The 22284-nt window shown below is 58.3% G+C and carries 19 protein-coding genes; 5 read left to right on the plus strand and 14 right to left on the minus strand.

Annotated features, from left to right (window positions below; genetic code table 11):
- Nucleotides 1-21 precede the first annotated feature (21 nt).
- The 5 genes from nusB to nrdR all read right to left on the minus strand — a co-directional run bounded on the left by nusB (nt 22) and on the right by nrdR (nt 4023).
- A complete protein-coding gene (nusB, locus tag ACWFVE_RS10595) occupies nt 22-516 on the minus strand; it encodes a transcription antitermination factor NusB (RefSeq protein ID WP_447529236.1) in 495 nt (164 codons plus the stop codon).
- The gene (gene ribH / locus ACWFVE_RS10600; RefSeq protein ID WP_447529237.1) at nt 513-1001 is read right to left on the minus strand and encodes a 6,7-dimethyl-8-ribityllumazine synthase; all 489 of its coding nucleotides are present in this window, start codon (nt 999-1001) and stop codon (nt 513-515) included. Before ribH ends, nusB begins: the two co-directional genes overlap by 4 nt.
- A gap of 25 nt (nt 1002-1026) precedes the next feature.
- Nucleotides 1027-2181, minus strand: a complete 1155-nt coding sequence (ribBA, locus tag ACWFVE_RS10605; protein ID WP_447529238.1) for a bifunctional 3,4-dihydroxy-2-butanone-4-phosphate synthase/GTP cyclohydrolase II — start codon at nt 2179-2181, stop codon at nt 1027-1029.
- Nucleotides 2182-2317: 136 nt separating this feature from the next.
- Complete coding sequence (gene ribD / locus ACWFVE_RS10610) at nt 2318-3502, minus strand: bifunctional diaminohydroxyphosphoribosylaminopyrimidine deaminase/5-amino-6-(5-phosphoribosylamino)uracil reductase RibD (RefSeq protein ID WP_447529239.1); 1185 nt, start codon at nt 3500-3502, stop codon at nt 2318-2320.
- Entirely contained in the window at nt 3502-4023 is a 522-nt protein-coding gene (gene nrdR, locus ACWFVE_RS10615; protein ID WP_447529240.1) for a transcriptional regulator NrdR, read from the minus strand. Before nrdR ends, ribD begins: the two co-directional genes overlap by 1 nt.
- Before the next feature lie 258 nt (nt 4024-4281).
- Between nrdR and ACWFVE_RS10620 the strand changes: the two genes are divergently transcribed.
- The 3 genes from ACWFVE_RS10620 to ACWFVE_RS10630 all read left to right on the plus strand — a co-directional run bounded on the left by ACWFVE_RS10620 (nt 4282) and on the right by ACWFVE_RS10630 (nt 8683).
- A complete protein-coding gene (locus tag ACWFVE_RS10620; protein WP_447529241.1) occupies nt 4282-6090 on the plus strand; it encodes a sugar phosphorylase in 1809 nt (602 codons plus the stop codon).
- Between the two features lie 57 nt (nt 6091-6147).
- Nucleotides 6148-6924, plus strand: a complete 777-nt coding sequence (dsbG, locus tag ACWFVE_RS10625) for a thiol:disulfide interchange protein DsbG (RefSeq protein ID WP_447529242.1) — start codon at nt 6148-6150, stop codon at nt 6922-6924.
- Between the two features lie 157 nt (nt 6925-7081).
- On the plus strand, nt 7082-8683 hold the full coding sequence (locus ACWFVE_RS10630; RefSeq protein WP_447529243.1) for a methyl-accepting chemotaxis protein: 1602 nt from the start codon (nt 7082-7084) through the stop codon (nt 8681-8683).
- 251 nt (nt 8684-8934) lie between these two features.
- On the opposite strand, the gene ACWFVE_RS10635 is transcribed toward ACWFVE_RS10630, so the two are convergent.
- The 3 genes from ACWFVE_RS10635 to ACWFVE_RS10645 form a co-directional block, all read right to left on the minus strand.
- Entirely contained in the window at nt 8935-10155 is a 1221-nt protein-coding gene (locus ACWFVE_RS10635) for a glycosyl transferase (protein ID WP_447529244.1), read from the minus strand.
- A gap of 58 nt (nt 10156-10213) precedes the next feature.
- A complete protein-coding gene (locus ACWFVE_RS10640) occupies nt 10214-11143 on the minus strand; it encodes an HAD-IIB family hydrolase (protein WP_447530529.1) in 930 nt (309 codons plus the stop codon).
- A gap of 425 nt (nt 11144-11568) precedes the next feature.
- Complete coding sequence (locus tag ACWFVE_RS10645) at nt 11569-12639, minus strand: OmpA family protein (RefSeq protein ID WP_447529245.1); 1071 nt, start codon at nt 12637-12639, stop codon at nt 11569-11571.
- A gap of 155 nt (nt 12640-12794) precedes the next feature.
- On the opposite strand from ACWFVE_RS10645, the gene ACWFVE_RS10650 reads away from it, so the two are divergent.
- Nucleotides 12795-13478 (plus strand): hypothetical protein, encoded by a 684-nt coding sequence (locus ACWFVE_RS10650; RefSeq protein WP_447529246.1) that lies wholly within the window; start codon nt 12795-12797, stop codon nt 13476-13478.
- Nucleotides 13479-13482: 4 nt separating this feature from the next.
- Nucleotides 13483-14073, plus strand: a complete 591-nt coding sequence (locus ACWFVE_RS10655; protein WP_447529247.1) for a FlgO family outer membrane protein — start codon at nt 13483-13485, stop codon at nt 14071-14073.
- A gap of 33 nt (nt 14074-14106) precedes the next feature.
- On the opposite strand, the gene ACWFVE_RS10660 is transcribed toward ACWFVE_RS10655, so the two are convergent.
- From ACWFVE_RS10660 to ACWFVE_RS10685, 6 genes are all read right to left on the minus strand, one after another.
- Nucleotides 14107-15348 (minus strand): O-antigen ligase family protein, encoded by a 1242-nt coding sequence (locus ACWFVE_RS10660; RefSeq protein WP_447529248.1) that lies wholly within the window; start codon nt 15346-15348, stop codon nt 14107-14109.
- A 135-nt stretch (nt 15349-15483) separates the two neighbouring features.
- A complete protein-coding gene (locus ACWFVE_RS10665; RefSeq protein ID WP_447529249.1) occupies nt 15484-16980 on the minus strand; it encodes a M14 family zinc carboxypeptidase in 1497 nt (498 codons plus the stop codon).
- Nucleotides 16981-17253: 273 nt separating this feature from the next.
- Nucleotides 17254-17466: a DUF6447 family protein gene (locus ACWFVE_RS10670; RefSeq protein WP_447529250.1), complete on the minus strand. Its 213-nt coding sequence runs from the start codon at nt 17464-17466 to the stop codon at nt 17254-17256.
- Between the two features lie 74 nt (nt 17467-17540).
- Entirely contained in the window at nt 17541-18113 is a 573-nt protein-coding gene (locus ACWFVE_RS10675; protein WP_447529251.1) for a hypothetical protein, read from the minus strand.
- Between the two features lie 227 nt (nt 18114-18340).
- Nucleotides 18341-19144: a SapC family protein gene (locus ACWFVE_RS10680; RefSeq protein WP_447529252.1), complete on the minus strand. Its 804-nt coding sequence runs from the start codon at nt 19142-19144 to the stop codon at nt 18341-18343.
- Nucleotides 19145-19292: 148 nt separating this feature from the next.
- A complete protein-coding gene (locus ACWFVE_RS10685; protein WP_447529253.1) occupies nt 19293-22217 on the minus strand; it encodes a DUF4214 domain-containing protein in 2925 nt (974 codons plus the stop codon).
- Between the last annotated feature and the right edge of the window lie 67 nt (nt 22218-22284).

A 22284-nucleotide genomic window follows, 5' to 3' on the forward strand; every position in this document is an offset into this window, starting at 1 on the left:
CGCGATTCAAGCGAACTCGCCTTAAAGCCGGCGAGCGCTTACCTCGGCACTGCGTAAGCGGTTGGCCAGCTTATCGAGAATGCCGTTAACGTATTTGTGGCCGTCGGTGGCGCCAAAGGACTTGGCAAGCTCGACGCCTTCATTGATCGCCACGCGATAAGGCACTTCCGGACGCTTGGCAAGCTCATAGGCGCCCAGGCGCAGAATGGCCAACTCCACCGCATCCAGATCTTCCAGGCGGCGATCCAGCAGCGGGGAAATTTCGCGATCGAGCTCGGTTTTGTGACGCACGGTTTCGTGCAACAGCGTGTGAAACAGCGCCTTGTCGGCGATCTGCATCACCATGACCCAGTTTTCGTGGTCTTCCAGGTCGTCGTCGGCGAGCTGGCTACGAAACTCGGTCTCCACGGTGGAGGCCGACTTGCCGGTCATTTCCCACTGGTAAAGCGCCTGCACGGTCAGTTCTCGGGCGGCGCGGCGCGCCTGCTGGGCAGCGCTTGGCTGACGCTCGCTCATGAACTCTCTCCAAGAGGGAGCGCGCGCAGCAGCGACACCATTTCCATGGCGGCCATGGCCGCTTCGGTGCCTTTATTACCCGCCTTGGTGCCGGCCCGCTCGATCGCCTGCTCGATGGACTCCACGGTCAGCACGCCATTGGCGATGGGCGTATCGAACTCGAGCTGAAGATGGTTGATGGCCGTGTTGCAGCCGCCCGCCACGTACTCAAAGTGCGGCGTACCGCCGCGAATCACCGCGCCCAGCGCAATCACCGCCTCGGGCTTGATGGTTTTGAGTACCCGCTTGACCGCCAAAGGAAGCTCCCAGGCGCCGGGAACGTGCACGATATGAATGTTGTCAGCGTCGACGCCGTGGCGCGTCAGACTGTCCACGGCGCCTTCTACCAGGCTATCGACCACGTGGTGGTTGAAACGCCCTACGACGATCACGTAGCGGCCGTCGACATCGACAAAACTGCCTTCAACTTGCGAAAGGGATTGCATCTATTTAATCCTACTTAATCATCTATCAAGACGTGGGTTCAGTGCCGCTTTCGGGGCCTACGAGCTCGACGACTTCGAGATCGAACCCGGAAAGCGCTGAAAATTTCCACGGCGAACTGAGAAGGCGCATCTTGCCTACGCCCAGATGGCGCAGAATCTGCGAGCCGGTGCCGATGGTCATGTAATTACCGGAGCCGTCGGAGTCGCTGGTGCGCGGTGGCTGTACGCGGCCCAAAAACAGCTCCAACTGATCCTTGAGATCCTGGGCCGGATACCCTTCGTCGATCAGTACCAGCACGCCCGCCTCGGCCGTGGCGATCTCATCGAGCGCCCGATGCGCGTGCCAACGATAGGACGACGCCTGGGTCAGCCCCAGCACGTCACGCAGTGTATCGGCCAGGTGAACGCGCACCGTGGTGATCTCTTCCGGGGCGGGTCGCCCTTTGACCAGCGCCAGGTGGTGGCTGCCCTGCAGGCGGTCGCGAAACACGTGCAGCGTCAGCTCGCCGTGAGTGGTCGATACCGGCGTGGCTTCGATTAGATCGACGGTTTGCTCGTTGACCATGCGGTAGTGAATCAGATCGGCGATGGTGCCCATCTTGATACCGTGGGTGTTGGCGAACGCCTCGAGTTCGGGGCGGCGCGCCATGCTGCCATCGTCGTTCATGATCTCACAGATCACCCCGCTCGGGTCACACCCGGCAAGTGCCGCCAAATCGCAGGCCGCCTCGGTGTGCCCGGCGCGGCGCAGCACCCCGCCCGGCTCCGCCATCAACGGGAAGACGTGTCCGGGCTGGACGATATCCGCCGCTTTCGCGTTGGGGGCCGCCGCGGCCTGTACGGTGCGCGCGCGATCCGCAGCCGAAATACCGGTCGTCACGCCTTCGCGGGCCTCGATGGAGAGGGTGAACTTGGTGCCGAAACCGGAGCCGTTTTTACCCACCATCAAGGGCAGGTCCAGCCGCTCGCAGCGCTCGCGCGTCATGGGCATACAGATCAGCCCGCAGGCGTGGCGCGCCATGAAGTTGATATGCTCGGGCTGAACTTTTTCAGCCGCCATAATGATATCGCCTTCGTTTTCGCGATCCTCATCATCCATGAGGATCACCATTTTGCCCTGACGGATATCTTCGACCAGATCGGCAATCGGGGACAGCCCCTCTGAACAGGCGTGCACCATGGAATCTCCCAAACAGTAGCCGCACTATGTGCGATTTTGCGCGCAAGGGTACCTTGGCTGACCCGCGCGCGCCAGGTTTAAGCGCGTTTGCCACAAGCGCCAACCCTTGGTCAGCGCCTCTCAACGTGCGCGCGATTTAGTCGGCGTTACCGCAGGTCTCGAGATCGTGGGGTTTGGCAATAACGCGCCAATCCTCCCCTACCGCCCGGATATCCTGAATATCCAGGCGCTTTTGATGCGCCATTTCGGTAAGCCCGGGCAGCGCGAAAAGCGGCCGTGCTTCGCCCCCCAAAAGCGTGGGCGCGACAAAAAGCTGCAGCTCGTCGACCAGGTGCGCATCGAGCAGTGCCCCGGCCAGGGTCGCGCCGGTTTCTACCAGCACTTCGTTGACGTCGTACTCGCAGGCCAAATAGCTCAGCATATCGGAAAGCGACACCCTGCCCGCCGCGAAAGCGGGCATTACGTGAATGTGCGCGCCTGCCTCTTCCAGTTTACGGCGTTTCTCTTCGCTGTGCTGCTCGGTGGTGACCACCAGGGTCTGGCCGGGCTCTTGCAGGCAGGCCGCCGCCAGCGGCAGGCGCAGCGTCGAGTCCATGATCACACGAAGCGGCTGGCGGGCGGCGACTATCTCGCCGTTAACGAGGCCGAGCTGCTCGGCGCGCAGGGTCAGGCGCGCATCATCCAAAATGATCGACTCGACGCCGCTCAAAATGGCGCTCGAGCGCGCGCGTAGGCGCTGTACCTGGCGGCGCGCCTCGGGTCCGGTAATCCACTGGGACTCACCCGAGCCCATGGCGGTGCGCCCATCCAGACTCATGGCCATTTTCAAGCGCACGAATGGCAACCCGCGCTGCATACGCGAGATAAACCCCGGATTGAGCGCCTGGGCATCTGAGGCCAAAAGCCCGGTCTCGACCTTGATACCCGCCTTTTCCAAGCGCTCGACCCCTTGGCCGCTGACCTGCGGGTTGGGGTCGACCATGGCGATTACCACCCGGGCTACCTGGGCGCTCACCAACGCATCGGCACAGGGGCCCGTGCGGCCTACGTGAGAGCAAGGTTCCAGCGTAACGTAGGCGGTCGCCCCGCGGGCGCTGTCGCCGGCGGCATCAAGGGCATGCACTTCCGCGTGGGGCTCGCCTGCTCGCTCGTGAAAGCCTTCGCCTACCACGCGCCCTTCGCCCTCGGCGCCCGCGTCATCGTAGCGAACGATCACACAGCCCACTCGCGGGTTGGGGTCAGTGGTATAAAGGCCCTTTTTGGCAAGCGTAAGAGCTCTTGCCATATAGACGTGGTCGCGGGGGGAAAAGGCTGTGCTCATCAGGACTCTCCGCCAGGCTTTACCGCTTCATTATCAGCGCCTGCCGGTGTAGCACTCGAGGCCTCTTTAGGGCTTTGCGCCAGCCGGTCGATCTCGGCGCGAAACTCGTCCAGATCCTGAAACTTGCGATACACCGAAGCAAAGCGGATGTACGCGACCTGGTCGAGCCCGCTCAGCGCTTTCATGACCGCCTCGCCAATATCCCAGGCGTTCACTTCTCGCTCGCCCTGAGCACGCAATTGCTGGCGAATGCGCTCGACCGCCGCTTCGATGGCTTCGGCGCTGACCGGGCGCTTTTCCAGTGCGCGCAGCATGCCGGCGCGTAGCTTGGCCTCGTTGAAACTTTCACGGGAGCCATCGGATTTTACCACCCGCGGCATAATGAGCTCCGCGGTTTCGTAGGTGGTAAAGCGCTCCTGGCAGCTGGCGCACTGGCGCCGCCGCCGCACCTGGTCGCCGTCTGCCACCAGGCGCGAGTCGGTGACTCGAGTATCATTAGCACCACAAAAAGGGCAATGCATGGCCGTCAACCTATGGTTAGAGCAGTAATAACGTTGTGCCGCCTGAGCGCTTTTTTAAACGCACGCTATCGAACAAGAGTCGTTTAAAAGCAGGCCTTTAAAAACAGACTTTTTAAAGGCCTACTGAAGACCCCCGCAAGGGTTCGTTCAATATGCATGGGCCGCCGCCTTTTCTATCGATGCGGCCATAACCTAGCATTGTAACGATTTGGCACACAAGCTGCAGCGTTTGTTACAGCTATCACAAGAGGACGCGCCATGACGCCTTTCGAGCAAACGCTTCACCGCTATTTGACCCACCTTTATGGCCACCGCGCGGACGAGGTCGTCCGGCGAATCAACCAGCACCTGGCGTACTACGCCGACGCCCGGGCAAGGGGCGAAAGCCAGGACGGCACGCCGGTTGCCCGGGTGAGCGACGCACTCCCCGGCGCACCACTTTGGAGCGAAAAGGATCAGTGGGTGATCAGCTATGGCGACTCGATCACCGCTGAGGATCAGCCTTCCCTTACCGTACTCAGCGATTTTTTACGCAACCGCTTGGGCGACTGCGTTAGCGGCGTGCACGTACTGCCCTTCTTTCCCTGGAGCAGCGACGACGGCTTTTCGGTCATTCACTACCGGGAAGTCAATCCCGAGCTTGGCGATTGGTCGCATATCCGCGAGATTGCCCAGCACTTCGACCTCATGGGCGATTTGGTACTCAACCACGTCTCCCGGGAGTCGCTCTGGTTCGTCGACTACCTGACCGGGAGCCTACCCGGGCGCGATTTCTTTATCGAGGCCGACCCGCAGACGGATGTCTCCCAAGTGACCCGGCCACGCAGTAGCCCGCTGTTGGTGCCCGTGGCCACCCGGCGCGGCACGCGCCACCTGTGGGCGACCTTTTCTGACGACCAGATCGATCTGAACTTCGAAAACCCGGATGTCCTGCTCGAATTCGTGGGCATTCTGCTTTTCTATCTACTGCAGGGTATTCGCATCATCCGCCTCGACGCCGTGGCGTTTTTATGGAAACGCCTGGGTACGAACTGCATCCACCTGCCCGAAACCCATACCGTGGTGCGCCTTTTGCGCGCGATCGTCGACGAGGTGGCCCCGGGGACGCTGTTGATCACCGAAACCAACGTGCCCCACGCGGAGAACATCAGCTACTTCGGCCTCGAGCGGCTACTGCCGGAGGCAGCAGAGCCCGTCAAAACCGCGGACGAGGCACACATGGTGTATCAATTTGCCCTGCCGCCACTTTTATTGCACACCCTTACCCGGGGTGAAACCTCGACCCTACAGGCCTGGCTTGCAAGCCTGCCCACGCTTCCGGACAACTGCACCTACTTGAACTTTACCGCGAGTCACGACGGCATCGGCGTGCGCCCGCTGGAAGGCCTGTTACCCGATCACGAGCGCGACGCTTTGCTTGAATTGATGCACCGCTTCGGCGGTTTTGTCAGCATGCGCAGCAACCCCGACGGCAGCGACACGGCCTACGAGATCAACATCACCTGGTTCGAGGCAATGCGCGGCACCCGCCGCGGACCGGACCCCTGGCAGATCGCACGGTTTTTGTGTAGCCAAGCGATCATGCTCACGCTTCAGGGGATTCCTGCGCTCTACATTCACACCCTGACCGGCTCGCTCAACGACGTCGAGGGCGTAGAGCGAAGCGGACGGCTGCGCTCGATCAACCGTCACCACTGGGCACTCGATGAACTGGAGCTGTTGCTGGAAAGCCCAACGACGCCGACCCATGATATATTCTTTGCGCTACGCGAATTTTTGAAGCAGCGCAGCTCGGAGCCATGCTTTCATCCAGGCGCCGCCCAGCGCGTTATCGCGACAAGCGACAACGTACTGGCCATCGAGCGCGGCCCGCTTCAAGACGGTAGAACCTTGCTGGCGCTTTTCAACGTGACCGATAAGCCCGCCCCGCTCGATGAGGCCGGCAAGGCGCTGACAGACGCCCTCGACCGGCACACCTGGCGAACACTCGATAGCGAGCAGGCCTGGATACCGGAACAAGCCCTGCCCCCCTACGCCGTTCGCTGGCTGGTGCGCGAAGGGGGTTGAATCGCTCGACCTGCGCTGCGCTGCGCGACGACCCACTCCCTTGAGGCCATTACCCCCATGCCGGTCACGTTTAAAAAATCACTGCTCACCGCGCTTGTGAGCGCAGGCCTGGGGTCGACGCTTGGCGTTGCCTCAGAACTCCCTGCTCCCATCAAGGCGCTGCGCGATCAGGGCGTCATGATTCACGAACGCTTCGAAGCCCCCGGCGGGCTCACTGGCTTTGGCGCCAGCACGCCAGGTCAGGAAATGATCATCTACCTGACGCCGGACGGCGAGCACGCCATTATCGGCACGATGATGGATCGCCTGGGTGAAAATGTCACCGAAGATCAGCTCGAGGCTTCTGTGCGCGTACCGCTGGAAGCGCAGACCTGGCAAAGCCTTGTGCAGAGCCACTGGATTCAGGATGGCGACCGCGAAGCGCCCAGGACGGTCTACATGTTTACCGATGCCAACTGTCGCTACTGCAAGCAGCTTTGGCGCCAAACCCGCCCCTGGGTCGAGGCCGGCGAGGTCCAGCTTCGCCACATCATGGTCGGTATATTGGCGCCCAACAGCCCGGCGCTGGCCGCCACGCTGCTCGCCGCCGATGACCCGCCGGCCGCCTTGAAAGCGCTTAGCGAAGGCGAGCCTATCGAGGCCACCGCCCAGGCGATCGCGATCGAGGAGCAGGTTTACACCAATAACCAGCTCTTCGAGGCGCTTGGCCTGAACGCTACACCGACCAGCGCTTTTCAGCGCGAAACCGACGACGGCCATATCCGCCTCGACCGTATCGAGGGGTTACCAAGCGAGGAGCGTTTGATCGACATGATGGGCAGCGAGGCGCCTTGACTCACGCTCACTATAACTCGGAAAACGACGCACCCCACTTTTCAGTCATCCGCTTGCTTTGCAAGCGGTTTTTTTATTAATGCTCCGCCGGTTTCCGCCGATATAAAGCATCGTATCTGAAGGTGCTTGTTTTAAATAAAACCAAACCAGGAACACCATGACACGATTAACGTTGAACCAAAGACTGTGGGGCGTACTGGCCATCATATGCTTTGCCATGCTGGCTCTGGTGGGCTGGCTTAGCTTTGATACTCGACAAACCATGGAGGAGGAGCGGCGCACCAGTATCCAGCAGGTGGTAGAGAGTCTGGGTTCCCAGTTGGAATCACTTCAAGCGCGGGCCGCCAGCGGCGAGCTTACCCGCGAGCAGGCGCAGGAGCGCGCAATCGAGAGTATCGTCAACGCCGGCTTTGGTGACGGCGAGTATATCTTCGCCTTCGACGAGCAGCTCGATATCGTCGCGCACCCCAGGCGTGAACGCGGCGACGATATGAGCAGCTTCCAAGACAGTCGCGGTATGTACCTCTACAGCGCTTTCATGGAGGCGGCCAAGTCCGGCGGCGGCCACGTCGAGTACTATTCGCGCCGCCTCGATGCAGGGGACGTGCAGTTTCCCAAGATCAGCTATTTCGCTTACTTACCTGATTGGGGTTGGGCTTATGGCGCGGGCATTTATACCGATGACATCAACGCGGATTTTATTAGCAACCTGATCCAGTCGCTGATCGCCTTTCTCATTATTGGCTTGCCCGTGGCGCTTTTAATGGGCTGGATCATTCGCGATGTAGGACGCCGACTGGGTGGTGATCCGCGCTATGCCGCCAACGTAGTCAGCCATATTGCCGATGGTGACCTGACCCGTAGCACCACGCTTGCCCGCTCGGATCAAAACAGTTTGCTGTTCAATATCAACCGTATGCGGGAAAACCTGGCGGATACGATTGGCGGGATTCACCAGGGCGCCGACCAGGTCAATAGCGGGGTCGAGCAGATCGTGGGCGTCAACGAAGAGCTTTCGACGCGCACCGAGCAGCAGGCGGCTTCGCTTGCCGAAACCGCTTCGAGCATGGAAGAACTGACGGCGACGGTGAAGCAAAACGCCGAGCACGCCGACCACGCGCGCCAGTTGGCCGCCTCCACGGCCTCCAACGCGCAGCGCGGCAGCGACGCCATGACCACTGTCGTCAGTACGATGGATGCCATTAATTCAAGCTCGTCGCAGATGAGCAGCATCGTCGACACTATCGACGGCATCGCGTTTCAGACCAATATTCTGGCGCTCAATGCCTCGGTCGAGGCCGCCCGCGCTGGCGAACAGGGCCGCGGGTTTGCCGTCGTGGCCAACGAGGTGCGCCAACTGGCCAGCCGATCCGCAGCGGCGGCCCAAGAGATCAAGAAACTGATCGAAGACTCCGGCGTGAAAGTGACCAACGGCAGCCAGCAGGTACGCGATACTGGCGATGTCATCAATAGCGTGGTGGGCGACATTCAGCAGCTCAGCACGCTGGTACAGGAGATCGCCGCGGCGACCAAGGAACAAAGCAGCGGTATCGAGCAGGTCAACGAAGCGGTCACCCAGATGGATCAGATGACCCAGCAAAACGCCGGGCTGGTTCAGGAGAGCAACCACGCCACCCAAGCGCTGGCCCAGCTCAGCATGGAGCTGCGCGACCGGGTAACGCACTTTCGTATCCACGACGCCGCGCCGCAAACGCCGCAGCGCCTGCCCAGCGCCAACACTCCCCCCAGCGACTTCTAACGCCTGTCGCTCACAAGGCTGGCCTTTTCAGGCCAGCCTTTTTTCTGGCACCGCCCCCAGCCGCGCTTTACGCGGCATCGCTGGCTAAAGCCTGCTCCTACGGTGGATGAGCCTATTGTAGGAGCCCCATTCAATTGGGCGATGGAAGGCATGGCCTTCCCTTGCTGACGAGGCCACGTTTTAGAAATTACCCGCTGAAACCTACGCTTGCCACTAGGCCTGAATACGTTCTTGCTAGACCTACGTTCTTGCTAGACCTTGCCCTGATTGTCCAACTCGACCGCTTCGTGCATGCGCGCCAGTAAATCCGGTACGGCGGCCTGGACGCGGCTCCAGCTGGGGATAAAGGGACGTTCGCGTGGGTTTTCCAGAAACAGGTTGCCCGCCTCCAGCAGGTTGCTGGCAAAAAGCTCGACCGCCTGCTCTTCACTGTGGCGGTCAAGACTCAGTCCGTTCATGGTGGCGTCGTGGTCGTAGGCTTCGATCAAATCGAGCGCCAGGCGATAATAGGTCGCTTTGAGCGTGCGAAAATCCTCACTGCTAAAACTCACGCCTTGGGTGGCGAGTTTGCGGTAAAGCGCTTTGGCGATATCCAGACTCATGCGGTTGAGCCCACCGCTTGCGTCTTCTTCGCTGACGGGTTGGTGTTTATGGTCGTAGGCATCGGCGATGTCCACCTGGCAGATCTGGCGCATCGAATAGTTGCGCTGAAGCTCCGAGAGTACGCCTATCTCGAGCCCCCAATCCGCCGGAATACGAATGCCTTCCAGCACGTCACGGCGCATGGCGAACTCGCCGGAGAGCGGGTAGCGAAAGCTGTCCAGGTAATCCAGATACGGCAGCGGCCCGCACACGGTTTTCAGGGCGCGCAGAAGCGGTGTAACCATTAGCCGGGAGACGCGGCCGTTGAGTTTGCCTTCGGCAATACGCGGGTAGTAGCCCTTACAGAAACTGTAGTTGAAGCGCGGATGCGCTACCGGGTACATCAAGCGCGCCAGCAGCCCACGGTCGTAGGTCAAAATATCGCAGTCGTGAAGCCCCACCACCGTCGAGCGGTTCGAGGCGAGCATATAGCCCGCGCAGTACCACACGTTGCGCCCTTTGCCCGGCTCCAGCGCCCCCAGACCGTGCTCTTCGAGTTCGCTGTCCAGCGCGCGCAGGCGCGGTCCGTCGTTCCAAAGGATGCGCGTATGCTGCGGCAGACGGGAGAAAAACTCCCGGGCGTACAAGAACTGTTCGCGGTCGGCCCGGTCGAGTCCGATCACGATTTCGCCAAGGTAGGGAACGTGTTTGAGCTCGTCGATGATCGCCGACAGGGCTGGCCCCTCGAGCTCGGAAAAAAGCGACGGCAGAATGAGCCCCATGGGGCGGCGCTTGGCAAAGTCAGCCAGATCTTTCTCGAGATCCTCGACGGGACGCCGCGTCAAGTTGTGAAAGTCCGTCACTAAACCGTTTTGATGAAAATCGCTCATAGTGTGCCCTCTCTGGCGTATCGTCCGGCGTTGACCTTATAAGGCCCCAGAACCCAATTTATCTCGTCGTGGCGTCGTCTTCGGCCACGGCCAAGCGTTCGTCTGCCTGGCCCCACCAGTACATGAGGCCCTCGACCCAGCCCTCGGGGCCCTCTGCGCTGGTGCGATATAAAAGCGGGTTGGCGGGGGCCACGGTCAAGCGATGACGCCCCTTGATGACCACCGCCTGGTTCACGGCCTCGAGCATTTCGACATCGTTGGGACCATCGCCAAGGCCCAGGGTAAGTGGAGCCCGCCCGCGCAGGGCGCTAAAGCGCTTGATCAGCCAGTTCACGGCGCTGCCCTTGTCCGAGGCCGCGCCCATTACATGATGAAAACGCCCGCCCTGGGTCAGCGCCAGGCCATCGCTTTCAAGCGCTTGACGAAAGCCCTCCAACGCCTTGTCATCATCCTCCCAGATTAGCGGCTCGCTGCCTTCCCGCTGGCGTGCGGCGTTGGCGCGCGTCTCGTCCAACCCGGTCAGTTCGATGAGCCGCTCAACGGACATCTCGCCCATACGGGTAAAGCGCACGCCCAAGCGCTCACGCCATACGTTTAGTCGCGCGCGAATGAAGCGGGCATCCACCCCGGTATGTTTGATGACGATGCCGTCCCTGGCGTCGCCTGGGCGGTCCAGGCTTGGATGGCACCAGCCCGGCGGCAGGCCGATCACTGCGCCGTTTTCAGCGACAAAGGGGGTGGAAGTGAGCTTGAGGGCCTCGCGCAGCGGAATCAGCTCGGCGCGGGTCTTACTGGTCACGGGGATAACGGGCACCCCCAGCTCGCCAAGCCGGATGAGCGACGCCCTGGCCGGAGAAAAATCGTAGCTGTCATGGTCCAGCAAAGAGCCGTCCAGGTCCGTTACCAGCAAACGCGGTTCGAAGGCGGGGTCCAGCGCTCTACTGCCAGGCGCTTGGGCCGATCGTGGTGATGGGACGTGTTCCGGCATGGCGTACCTGCTCATGTTTTTAGGCCACCCGATATTGACGAGCGGCGGTGTGAATCAGCCACCAAGCAGATTACGTGCCACACAGCGTATTATCTTTACTTTCAAAAAGATAAAAAGCGAGCGCTGCGATCCAAAGTTCCGAGCACCAGAACGGGGCAGGCACTTTGCACCACATTGATGCAAATTAAACCCTGCATTCTGACTCGCTGCCTGTGGGTTATCACTGAAAAACAGGAAAACTTGAACAAGGCTTTAACAAAGTATAAAAAATCTTTCAAAAATGCTTGGCAGAAACGCCAAAATGTCTATACTCGAATTGTACCTGCTGGCGGCCTTGTACACCCCTCACCTGACGCCAGCAGAATACACCGAGCCAAGCCCTTAGTGACCCGCCCTCCCCCGGCGGGTCTTTTTTTGTCGGTAAATTACTCCACGTGGATAACGACCTCGACCCGGCGGTTTCTTGCGCGCCCATCCGCCGTGGTGTTGTCCTCGAGCGGCCGCGTCGCAGCGAGCCCCACCGCTCGCAACCGCGAGGCCTCTACGCCGGCTGCCTCAAGCGCTTCGACAATGGCGATGGCCCTGGCACTGGAGAGCGCCCAGTTGGAGGAAAACTCCGGCGTATTGATCGATTGGCTATCCGAGTGGCCCTCGACCCATACCTCGCCATCAAAACGCTGAATGGTCGCCAGTAGGCTATCCACCAGAGAAGCGCCGCTTTCGGTGAGATCCGAGGTGGCCGAGGGAAACAGCAGCTGATCCTGCACGCGCAGGCTAATCCCTTCGGCGACACGCGCTACTTCGACCCCCTCCAAACTTGGCAGATAAAGCGAGTCGGCGACGCGCTCGTTTAAGCCTTCGGCGGCGCTCACCGCTCCTTCGATGGCCTCTTCGCTCAAGGCAATCGCGTTTACCGGCGGCTGATCGGTTAGAATCACCATGTAGTCGGCCAGGGCCGAGTTGCCCGTTAGACGCGTATCGTTGCCTTGGCGTGCCGTGGCCTGGGCGGTAAAGAGCGGCGTGGGAAGCAGCCACTCAAAAACCGGCGCAGGGTCGTCAATATCCAGCGCATCGACTTGAGCGCCAGGCGCTTGGCGGGCCAAAAGCGCAGGGGGTGGAAGGGCTTCTACCGGCACTTCCGCCGGCGACGCTATAGGCCTGCGAGGTAACGGCCCCACCACGCCAAGCGAGGCGCTAATGGCGGTGGGACTTAGCCCCCTCGCCGCCGGGGCGGAGGTACGCTCTAGCGTTTCCGGCAATGGCACGCGAAGCTCGGGCTGCTGAGTGTCCGGCGCGTCGCTGGTCGATAAATCCAGCGGATCGTCGTTTGACCAGCCAGGGCTTACATTCGCTGCGGCGATAATGATCACAAAAAGCGCGACGAGCAGCGTCATGATGTCGATATAGCTGATCATCCAGCCGCTGTTGCCATCGTCCGACGGGTACGCGGACAGCAACGAGTCGTGGCGCGGACCTCCGCGGTGGTCTTCAAGCATAGGTGTCTCTACTCATTCAAGTTTTCTACCCGTTGGCCGATGGAATATAGACGTGGTCGACAAGTCTATCAAAAACACCTTTTGTGAAGAGAAGGAACTAGCCGGTGTATACCCGCCTTTTAGCTGGAACAACGCGTTTGGGAGGCGCGCTTGGCGTGGGACTGTTGAGTCTTACCCTGAGCGGCTGCTTTTACGCCAATACCTCGCAAGCGCCGATTGCGACGACCTATCCCTATTCCGAGCAACAGCGCATGCAGGCCGCTCACCATTGGGAAATACTCGCACGCCATGAAGCGGGCCAGATCCTTCAGCGCGAGCGCGTACGGTTTCGCGACCTACACATTCAAAACCCGGAGCCGGACGGCTATGTAGCTTACAGCGGTGGCGAGTTTGGCCGCGGTTTCCGCACCTTTTTGACCAGCGAGCTCGTCACCCGAGGCGCCAACGTGACGATGAACCCCACCGATAATAGCGCTGAGGTCGTTATTGATGTCGAGGTCGTCGAGCATCGCGATCGCGGCTTTATCCGCCCGCCGGTCGGCGCGTTCACCGCACTAACGGCGGGCATCGCCGTGGCTACGATTCCGATCAACCGTTGGAGCGAACCGGCGCTGGGGCTGATTCCGGCGGGGGTCGCGGCGGATATCACCAGCGGCAGCTGGACGCACACCGGCAACGAAGAGATCATTGTCACGACGCAGATCGTCGATGGCGAGCGCATCCTGTACTCCTCTTCGAATATCTACTACATCAATAAGGGTGATCGCCACCAATACGCGCCGCGCCGGGTATACCATACCCCTGTCGAGCCCTCTATCCCACTCACCAACACCTGGTAAGGCCATGCACGCAATGATTTCTTCACCGTTTGCCTTCATTACGCGCCGTGCCCCTTGGCGCCGGGCGCTTTTTGTCCTGAGCGTGCTGTTACTGAGCGGCTGCGCGGGCATCAACCAGCGAAATGCCAGCCCGCCCCCACCGCCACCGGATCTGTCCGACCTGGCCCACGAGGCCGCGATGACCATGATCGCCAACAATCCGGACTTGACCCGGTATAGCCCGATGATCGCGGCTACTTTCGTCAGCATCGATAATCTGACTCAGTCGTCGACCTTTGGGCGGATCAGTTCGGAAATCATGGCCTCGGCCCTTGCCCAGCAGGGTATGCAGGTGCGCGAAGTCAAAATGCGCGACAGCATGTTCATCGAAGAGAGCGTCGGCGAGCTGATTCTTTCCCGCCAGGTTCAGCGGCTAAGCGCGCAGAACAACGCGCGCTCGATCCTGATGGGCACCTACGCCCAGGGGCAGGATTTTATCTACGTGAGTACCCGCGTGGTGCGGGCAGGCGACGCCATGGTACTGGGCAGCGCCGATTTCAAACTGCCGATCAACAACAACGTGCTTAGCCTGCTCGAGGGTCAAGGCGGCTGGTAACGCTAATGACACGGCCATTAGCGCACCTCGCGCTTACGGCCGTGCCTGACGAGCGGCACGCTTTTGGTAAGCGCTAAAACTCCCCCACCACAGCGCTAGCCAAAAAGCGTAAAACATGGCGCCGCTGTTGTGCGCCAAAAATGTTTGGGAGAGGCCGAAATCGATATACGCTACCGGCAGCAGCGTGCCGGCCACGGCCAGCGAGCGTACCTCTAAATTCGGATGGTTGAGCCCGGAGGCGAACATTTTAAGCGGAATGATGTAAAGCGCCAGCAGAACCAAAAGGCCCACCGCCCCGCGTTTGGCGGCGGCGTCGATAAAGTCGTTATGGGCGTGATCGAACGCGCTGGCCCCCATCGTAATCACGCCGCGCTCGCCCAATGCCGCCATCGCCTCGACGTACCCCTTCTCCCCCCAGCCAAACAGTGGCCGCTCGGCAATGAGCATGCTGGCGCCGCGCCACATCTCAAAGCGCAAACCTAAAGAGGTATCACGCTCGCCGCCGGAGATGTACTGCGCCACATCGTTAATACCGGCCTGTACGCGGTTTTGTACGCCGGTTTGTGGGATAGCGTACATGGCCAGCGCTAACAAGGCGGCACCGCCAAGTGCAGCCAGTTTCCAACGGCGCGCCGCTGCGCGCCCATAGCCCCGATAAAGTACAAAGCCAATAAAGGGCAGGCCAATCCACCCGCCGCGGCTACCCGAAAGCAGCGACCCCAACATGCCCAGAAGTGCGCCTGCCAGCAGTAGCGCCACCCAAAAGGGGCGCTTGCGTTGTACCGCCGCCCAGCCAAGCCCGGCCAGGCACAGCATACCCATGAGCATGCTCAGATTGCCAAACTGGATAACATGCAAAAACCCGCCAGCCCGGTCGACGTTTTCAACGAGCTTTTGCCAAATGGCCCAGCTGCCGGCCCCTATCGCGCCCAGTGCCAACCCCACCCAGAGCGCGGTACGGCCAGGTGGGCTGCGCAGCAATAGCAGCAGCACGGGTACCGCTAACAAAAAGCGCAAGGGGCGGTCAAAGCCGGGCGCACCCAGCTCGAGTGCGGACATACCCCCCACCACCAAACCATAGGCTAAAAGCGCGGCGATCACGGCGTTATCACGGTGGGAAAGTTCGATCCGAGAGCCGTTGAAGAGCAGGCTTGCGCTTAACAACAGCAGCACCCCAGGGCCAAGCGAGTAACCCGATGGTGACACCAGGGTAAGCACGCCCATTAAAAACACCGTGACCGTGACCATTAAAGATAAAGATCGAATATCGCCCATCCAGCCCTTCCAGCACAAAGCAAAGCCGGTGATAGTAGCACACCTGATTTCAAGCTTATCCACGAGTGTTTGAAGACCAGCATAAAAAAGCCCCCGCCATTGGGCGGAGGCCGGATACAAAAGGTAACGCGTTTATCAGGCTAATTGAAACTCGGGCTCTATTGGTGCCGCGACACCTGCCGTGGCAATCTCGAGGACATCCTCCGGGCTCTGACTCGCTTGTAGGGCAGCCTCCGTTTCGTTACTGCTCTCCTCGGCGTAAAGCTCCTCGAAAGGCGTGCGCTCGCCCCGCTCGGGCAAGAGTAACGCGAGTGCAGGGTCGATACTGGCAAAGCCGTCCTCACCGAGTGCACTCATAACACCTATCATGCTGAGAATGCCTTCCAGGGTCAGTGCGCTTGCCACCGCGTCGAAATCAAGCTCCAGCCCTTCCAGGGATTTCAGCTCGAACTCTTCCAGACCGCGCTGCTCGATGAGTAACGCCGACGTACCGTCGAGGGCGATGCCATTGCGACCTATCGAAGCATCATCCCCGCCCGGAAACAGCGACAAATAGCCGTAATCGAATAGCTCCAAGCCTTGAGAAAGCGCGATGGCAGCCTGCTGGGAAGTCGCCGTCAACGCAGGGTCGACATTTTCGTTTGTCGGCCAAAGCGCCGACATCGTCTCAAGCTCCCCTGCCTCGTTGAGATAGTTGTTTTGGTTGTGGTAGTCGAGCAATAGCTCTGGTTGAAAAGCGTCCAGCACCGCGCGCACCGCCAGGGTTTCCGGCATCAAGGCGGGGTCGAGATCCTCCGTCGAATCCCAGGTACGGTTAAGGTCGATATCGGCGGCGTTGCGGCGTGGGTCCAACGTCGTTTCCGGGTCGCTTTCACCGGCTACTAGTTGCTCCCAGCGCTCGAAGCCGTCGGGATTGACACGTGGCATGACGGTCAGCGTTACCTGCTCACGCAGTGACTGAGCGGCCTCGCTATCGCCGCTTATCCATTCGAGCAGATGCATAGCGGCCTCGGTGCCGACCGGCTCGTCACCGTGCTGCTGGGTGACGATCATTAGTTTACGCGGGCCGTCCCCCACTGTAGCGCTGTAGAGTGGCCGGCCTTCCAGGGATTCGCCGGCCCGAACCAGGCTCAAGGTATCGTAGGTCTCATTCAGACTTTCAAGATCCTGGTAAAGCTGCTCGTTGGAACGAAACCCATCCTGCACGAGTACTTTTGCAGCGTCGTAATCTTCATCCGAAACATTCGCGGAGTAAAATTCTGCAATCGACGCGTAGGCCTTGAGCGCTTCCGCATCGGTATCTTCGGCTGCGTTCAGCATGGCTGCAAGAAGCGTCTCGGGCGAATTACCGGCGCGTGCCTGCTCGGACCAGTAGGTGACCGCCTCGGCTTCCGCTTCGCGGGCAAAAAGACGTTGGTAAGCCTCGTTGACCCACCCGCTGTTATCGAGCTGAGCAAGCGTTTCGCGCTGGGTCGCAAACTCACTGGATAACACCATTTGCTGTAAAACCCCTTCAAGCCCCAGGGTTTGAGCGTCGAGCTCGCTGGACCAGTAATTCAAACCTGCTGGATCGGCGGCACGACCAAACATCGCTAGATAGTACGACTGCACTTGCTGCGTTGGCGTTAGCATAGGTAACTCCTGCCCTGATAACGCTCCCTGTCGCCTGCCCGTTCCAACCCCTCCCTTTCGTGTTTGTTGTGAAGAACACGTTATTATTTGACATCATGTTTGGGTTGGCGGGCCGACACTTATCTAGCTATATCTCAGCTATCGTTAAAAAGTCAATGAATCTGGGGCAAGCTCTTTACCGGTCGATGTTTCGGCTTCGTCCGTGTCTGGTGGCACGTATAAAAAAAGCGCGAGCCCATGGCCCGCGCTTTTGGTAAAACGGTCGAGAAACGCTTAGTGCGTTTTTTTCTCGGGAAGCTCTGCTTTCAAAGCGTTGGCGTAGGCTGTACGCGCTGTCTGTGCAATCGCCAACTGCTGATTCAAACGCTGGACCTCCTGGTCCGTTACGCGCAGGTTAACCAGCTGATTGCGCGCGTTTTCAGACAGATCAGCCATATTATACTCTTGACCATCGATGGTTACTTTTTGATCTTTTTCTTCAGCCACAAAATACTCCTTATCAAGCATTGAACCAAGCGCGGATTATTACAGCTACAGCAAGGAATGTCGAAGTTCATTATTCAAAGCGCGACATTCGCGGCTGCCGGATATGTCTCCAACGCCGCCACGAGCTCTTCGGTCTTCGCGCCATCGGGCAGAGCCTGTGAGGCGCGATTGGGATGACGTACTGCGAACTCTTTAAGCCGCTTGGCGGGCAACGCATGTTTTAGCTCTTTAACCCTAAAACCCCACGCCAATTGACGCTGGGTCGAGTGCGTATCAAGCTGCACCTCCCCCCACCCTACGACCCCATGGCCTTTCACATAAACCAGTACGCGGTCGTTGGCGCGGTAATGACCCGTCATGCTCAGCTCGCGCAGGTTGAACCTTCGGTCTTCGAGCCGCCAGTGAGCACGCGCCCATTCGAGCGGTACATTATGCCAGTAGTAGTTAATTTTCGATGGCAACGCGCTTTTCAAGCAAGCCAGGCAGTTCGCTTTCGCAGAGGTATAAAATGCAAGCCGCTCCTGCAGGGTTGCGATGTGCTCATCGACCTGGTGAAGGCGTATAAAGTTTTCACGCGCACGCAGGCTTAGTGCCCAGGTCGGGTATCGACGCCCTTCAATGACGATGCTTTTGGGTAATTCCGACATCCAGTTCCGCTCTTGTCGCCTGCAAATAGGCGCGCCATTCTACTTAATTACTAACAAAGGATAAAAGAATTTCGACTCAACACTATTGCATAAGCAAGGCGACCTACAGCCGAAAGCTTTTTACCATACTTAACTTATAGCGGTGGCCTTGAATGGCCAGCACTAAAAGATGCGCAGGGTTATGTCTACTCGTGTGTGCATGAGTGGACACCCTGGTTGGCAATTTTTCAGCTATCGAAATCAAAACCAATATCTTCATCGCCATCGTTGAAAAGCGAGTCTATGTCGTTTTCATTAAATTGCGTCTCAGCATTTTTCGAATGCATGCTGTTAAGGCGAGTAAGAACGGTAATTCTATGCTGAGAGAAAAGCTGAGCATAGGCAACGGGTAGCGCGTTCACTTGCCTTAAAGCTTCTATTTTTTGACTAGGCAGCGCATTCAATGCCGCTTCATCGACTCTAAAAAAGCCGTTCAACCCGGATAGGGTTTCACCGCTTTCCTGCTTTATTTCCAGTTTCCATGGCACTATCAACCCTAAACTGGAAAGCATGTCGACTGCCTTCTGGGTTACCTCTCTTTGCTTTTGCCACTTGGTCAAAAACTCCTTTACTCTATTGAGCTGTTCACCGAGCTGGCCCGAGTCATCAAAAAAGGGATTTCCCTGTTGGCTAGATTCATCGATTACTAAACCGCTATCTTCATCAATACAAAGTACGTGCCGATCTTGCCCACTATCGTACTTTGTCAAAAAGGGATATGAGCGCAAAAGTGCGGGTTTATATCCGGCCAACCAGCGGCCATCGAGATGAACGAACAAATTCTGCTGATTGCCCAGCGAGCAGATAGCAACAAGCTCGTGTCGCCCATCTTCGAGCTTACGAAACCCTAAAGGCATTGTCGCTAATGCATGAGGAAGCTCTTGTGCTACGAGCGCAATCGCACGCTGGTTAGAGACAAAATTAAAATCAGGCGTATTTAACCAGCGTTTACCCTGGAAGCCATTTAAGGAGAGCGGTACAAAATTAGACATACAACCTCATGATTGTCTCGTTATACAGAAATTCACTACACGCGAATATTCAGACAGATCAATAACCGGTGTGTTCATAAATAGTAGCTACAAATAAAAAACCCCCAGCCGAAGCTGGGGGCTTACAAGTCTTTTTAGCGGCTAAGTGTTATGCAAAGTTAGCTGCGTCAAATTCTTGTGTAGCACCGAAGTCCAGCACGCCCAACAGCTCTACGTTTAGATCATCGCTGTTTGAGGAGGAGTTCAGGTGGAACGCCTTGTACTGGCCAGCGCCGCTGCCGGTTGCTTCAACCATCAGGATGCTGTCGAAGCCGCCGTTCTCGCCCAGGCCTTCGTACTCGCTAGCAACATCGTTAGCCGTCAGTGAGCCCCAAGAGACGCCGCTGTCGTAGTTGAAGCTGTCGGTGACGGCAACGCTACGGTTGCTACCCAGATCACCACCAAAGTCAGCAGAACCGCCGAGGTAGCTGGTGAAGTCAAGGATGTCGTAGCCTTGGTCGAAGTTATCGTCGTCGTCTGAATCGCTACCAGAGACGAAGTTAACGATGCTGTTACGGCCGAAGGTATCTTCGAGCACGATAGTATCGTTGCTGTCTTCGCCAGTACCCAGAACGATGACATCATTGCCGCTACCGGCATTGATGGTGTTGTCGCTTTCAACGCTGCTGGAGATACCGTCTACTTCGCCTACAACGCTATCGTCGTCGTCGCCGTCTACGCCGTCAGTGGTGTAGATATCCTGAATGGAATCCAGGTCATCAGTTGCACCAGACTCATCAGCGGCAAGCTGCGGACGGCCACCGTTGTTGGATGCGCCGGATTCAAGCGGACCACGGAAGTCGATGGTCAGATCGCCCAGGTTTTCGCCGTCGATCAAAGAAACGATATCAAGAATGTTACCGTTACCATCGTTGGCAGCGATCAGGTGCTGAAGAACCGCGTCGTTGTTGACCGCGTCCTTGATAGCCTGATTGATCTGCAGCGAAGTGGTTGCAGAACCATTGTGCGCTACGTTAACCCAGGAAGAATCAAAGCCTTTGAAATCAACCCGTACTTGCAGTTTGAACGCGTCGAATACTTGCTCGGTACCATTGGCACCAGCAGACAGACCAGCGTTGCTGTTGGAGACGCCGGTGGGGTCATCGCCAGAAGCAGTGGAGTTGAACTCCCAACGCGTTGCGCCGTCTTCTTGCAGCAGACCGGAGTTGTCTGCGTAGATGACGTCGTTACCAGCGCCAGTGCTGATAGTTGCGTCGCCTGCACCCCAGGTACGAACAACGTCGTCGCCGTTACCGGTTACGATAGTAACCTGCTCAGCGCCAAAGTCCTGGTTCAGCTGCTGGTTAACGCTTTGAACCGCCATGCCGTTATCATCAACGATCATGGTTTCAACAACGTTGTTGCCATTACCAGCGTTGATGTTAAGAAGTGCATCTTCACGCTGAAGAACGCCTTCTTCCAGGATCAGAGAGATCTGGTCGTCACCACCAGCAGTCTGGTAGGTGTAGTTGACGTTATCAGCAGCTGGATCGTTTTGATCGTCCTGCAGATTCATGTCACGACCAATGACGTCGTCAGTGATGTAAGCATTCAGCTTCACTTCACCGTCGAAGTCCTGTCCATTGACTTTTTCAACGTCAACCAGACCAGTGGTGCTCTCAAGAGCTTCTGCCAGCGTTACTTCTGTAGAGGCAGCAAGTGCAGCAGCCTGTACCATCAGCTGCGGAATGTTGAATACATTCTGGTCGCTTTGCTGGCCTACGCGGAAATAGCCGTTACCGTTCAGGTTGATCTCTTTCAGCGCCTGGTTACCAGACGGAGACTGAGACTCGAGGCGAGTCAGCCATACGCCGTTTTGCGCGTCGACATTGAACTCTTCGATACCTTTATCGGTGTTGGACTCACCGGCCAGGTTGATAGAACCACCCTGAGAACCGTAACCAACGTTGTCCAGATCAAGGTTAGTGGAGATCAGGTCACGGACGGATTCCGGCGCTTCGGTAGACAGATCACCGTACAGAGTGAAACCGCCAGTTTCCTGGTCGCTGTAGGTGAACGAACCGTTGGAGATTTCACGGCCCTGAGAGTCGGTCAGGATAATGGTGTTACCTACCGCGCCCGGGATCGGTTGACCACCGTCGGTTGCGGTGAAGCTTGAACCGATTTCAGCGGTAAAACCGGCCAGATCGCTATCGCCAGCGATCGCATCGCGGATGGCAGAAAGCAGTTCCGGGTAGGTTTTGGCTTCGAAAATGCCGTCGGAGCGCAGTACGGTCGCTTCGCCGTCAACCTGGAAGCGGATACCGTCGATGGGCAGGTTGCCCAGCGGCTCGTCGGTGCCTGCAGCACGAATATCGAGCAGCTCGATGAACAGCTGAGAGTCAGCGCTACGCGACTCGGAAGTCAGCAGCGGGCTCAGGAACAGACCAGCGTACTCTTTCTCAGCGCCCAACTGGTTGGACATGTTGAAAGTGTAATCGGCAGAAGTCGTTACGACCTGACCGGCTTCGTCCCACTCGGCTTTGCCGATAGAAGTAACGGTTTGCTGCTGATTACGAACAGCCAAGGAAGGCAGTGCAATCTGAACCAGCTCACCATCGGTAGTGGTTTCGAAAGTACCGAAGATCTCTTCAGAGTTACCAACGGTGCTGGTATTGAAGGTAACGTCGATGGTATCGGTTTGCTCGGGCTGCGGCACCGGATTGATACCACCCAAGTCGTCGCTTACGCGTGCGTCGAATTCGGCGCGGTCTTCTTCAGAAGCTGCTGAAATGAACAGTTGCTGAAGCTCGCTGGCCGGTACGGATGCGCCGTCACCGTTTACCCAGTAATCCAGACCGTCGTCGTCAGCGTCGCGGCCGAACATGTTCTGGTAGATAGCTTCTACCAGTTCGGCGCGAGAGCGATCGCCGTACATTTCAACGTACTCGGCCTGATTGTCGTTGGCCAGGTTAGCGCGCAGTTCGAATTCGCTAACGTCCTGTTCCTGCCAGTAGTCAAGACCATCCTGATCGACTGAACGACCCAGGTAGGCCGTATAAAGCTGCTGAATTTCAGTGACTGACAAAGCCATTGATGTAACTCCTTATTTAGACGTCGAATCGACATTAGCCGCCACAATGCCTGTTGGCGATGGCGGC

Source organism: Vreelandella mediterranea (assembly GCF_970647075.1).

Bases quoted from the DNA above. Each gene is read 5' to 3' on its own strand.
- ACWFVE_RS10665 (WP_447529249.1), bottom strand. From the start codon at position 16,980: ATGCTAACGCCAACGCAGCAAGTGCAGTCGTACTATCTAGCGATGTTT.
- ribH (WP_447529237.1), bottom strand. From the start codon at position 1,001: ATGCAATCCCTTTCGCAAGTTGAAGGCAGTTTTGTCGATGTCGACGGC.
- ACWFVE_RS10680 (WP_447529252.1), bottom strand. From the start codon at position 19,144: ATGTCTAATTTTGTACCGCTCTCCTTAAATGGCTTCCAGGGTAAACGC.
- ACWFVE_RS10620 (WP_447529241.1), top strand. From the start codon at position 4,282: ATGACGCCTTTCGAGCAAACGCTTCACCGCTATTTGACCCACCTTTAT.
- ACWFVE_RS10645 (WP_447529245.1), bottom strand. From the start codon at position 12,639: ATGCTTGAAGACCACCGCGGAGGTCCGCGCCACGACTCGTTGCTGTCC.
- ribD (WP_447529239.1), bottom strand. From the start codon at position 3,502: ATGAGCACAGCCTTTTCCCCCCGCGACCACGTCTATATGGCAAGAGCT.
- ACWFVE_RS10635 (WP_447529244.1), bottom strand. From the start codon at position 10,155: ATGAGCGATTTTCATCAAAACGGTTTAGTGACGGACTTTCACAACTTG.
- ACWFVE_RS10660 (WP_447529248.1), bottom strand. From the start codon at position 15,348: ATGGGCGATATTCGATCTTTATCTTTAATGGTCACGGTCACGGTGTTT.
- ACWFVE_RS10655 (WP_447529247.1), top strand. From the start codon at position 13,483: ATGCACGCAATGATTTCTTCACCGTTTGCCTTCATTACGCGCCGTGCC.
- ACWFVE_RS10640 (WP_447530529.1), bottom strand. From the start codon at position 11,143: ATGCCGGAACACGTCCCATCACCACGATCGGCCCAAGCGCCTGGCAGT.
- ribBA (WP_447529238.1), bottom strand. From the start codon at position 2,181: ATGGTGCACGCCTGTTCAGAGGGGCTGTCCCCGATTGCCGATCTGGTC.
- dsbG (WP_447529242.1), top strand. From the start codon at position 6,148: ATGCCGGTCACGTTTAAAAAATCACTGCTCACCGCGCTTGTGAGCGCA.
- nusB (WP_447529236.1), bottom strand. From the start codon at position 516: ATGAGCGAGCGTCAGCCAAGCGCTGCCCAGCAGGCGCGCCGCGCCGCC.
- ACWFVE_RS10685 (WP_447529253.1), bottom strand. From the start codon at position 22,217: ATGGCTTTGTCAGTCACTGAAATTCAGCAGCTTTATACGGCCTACCTG.
- nrdR (WP_447529240.1), bottom strand. From the start codon at position 4,023: ATGCATTGCCCTTTTTGTGGTGCTAATGATACTCGAGTCACCGACTCG.
- ACWFVE_RS10675 (WP_447529251.1), bottom strand. From the start codon at position 18,113: ATGTCGGAATTACCCAAAAGCATCGTCATTGAAGGGCGTCGATACCCG.
- ACWFVE_RS10630 (WP_447529243.1), top strand. From the start codon at position 7,082: ATGACACGATTAACGTTGAACCAAAGACTGTGGGGCGTACTGGCCATC.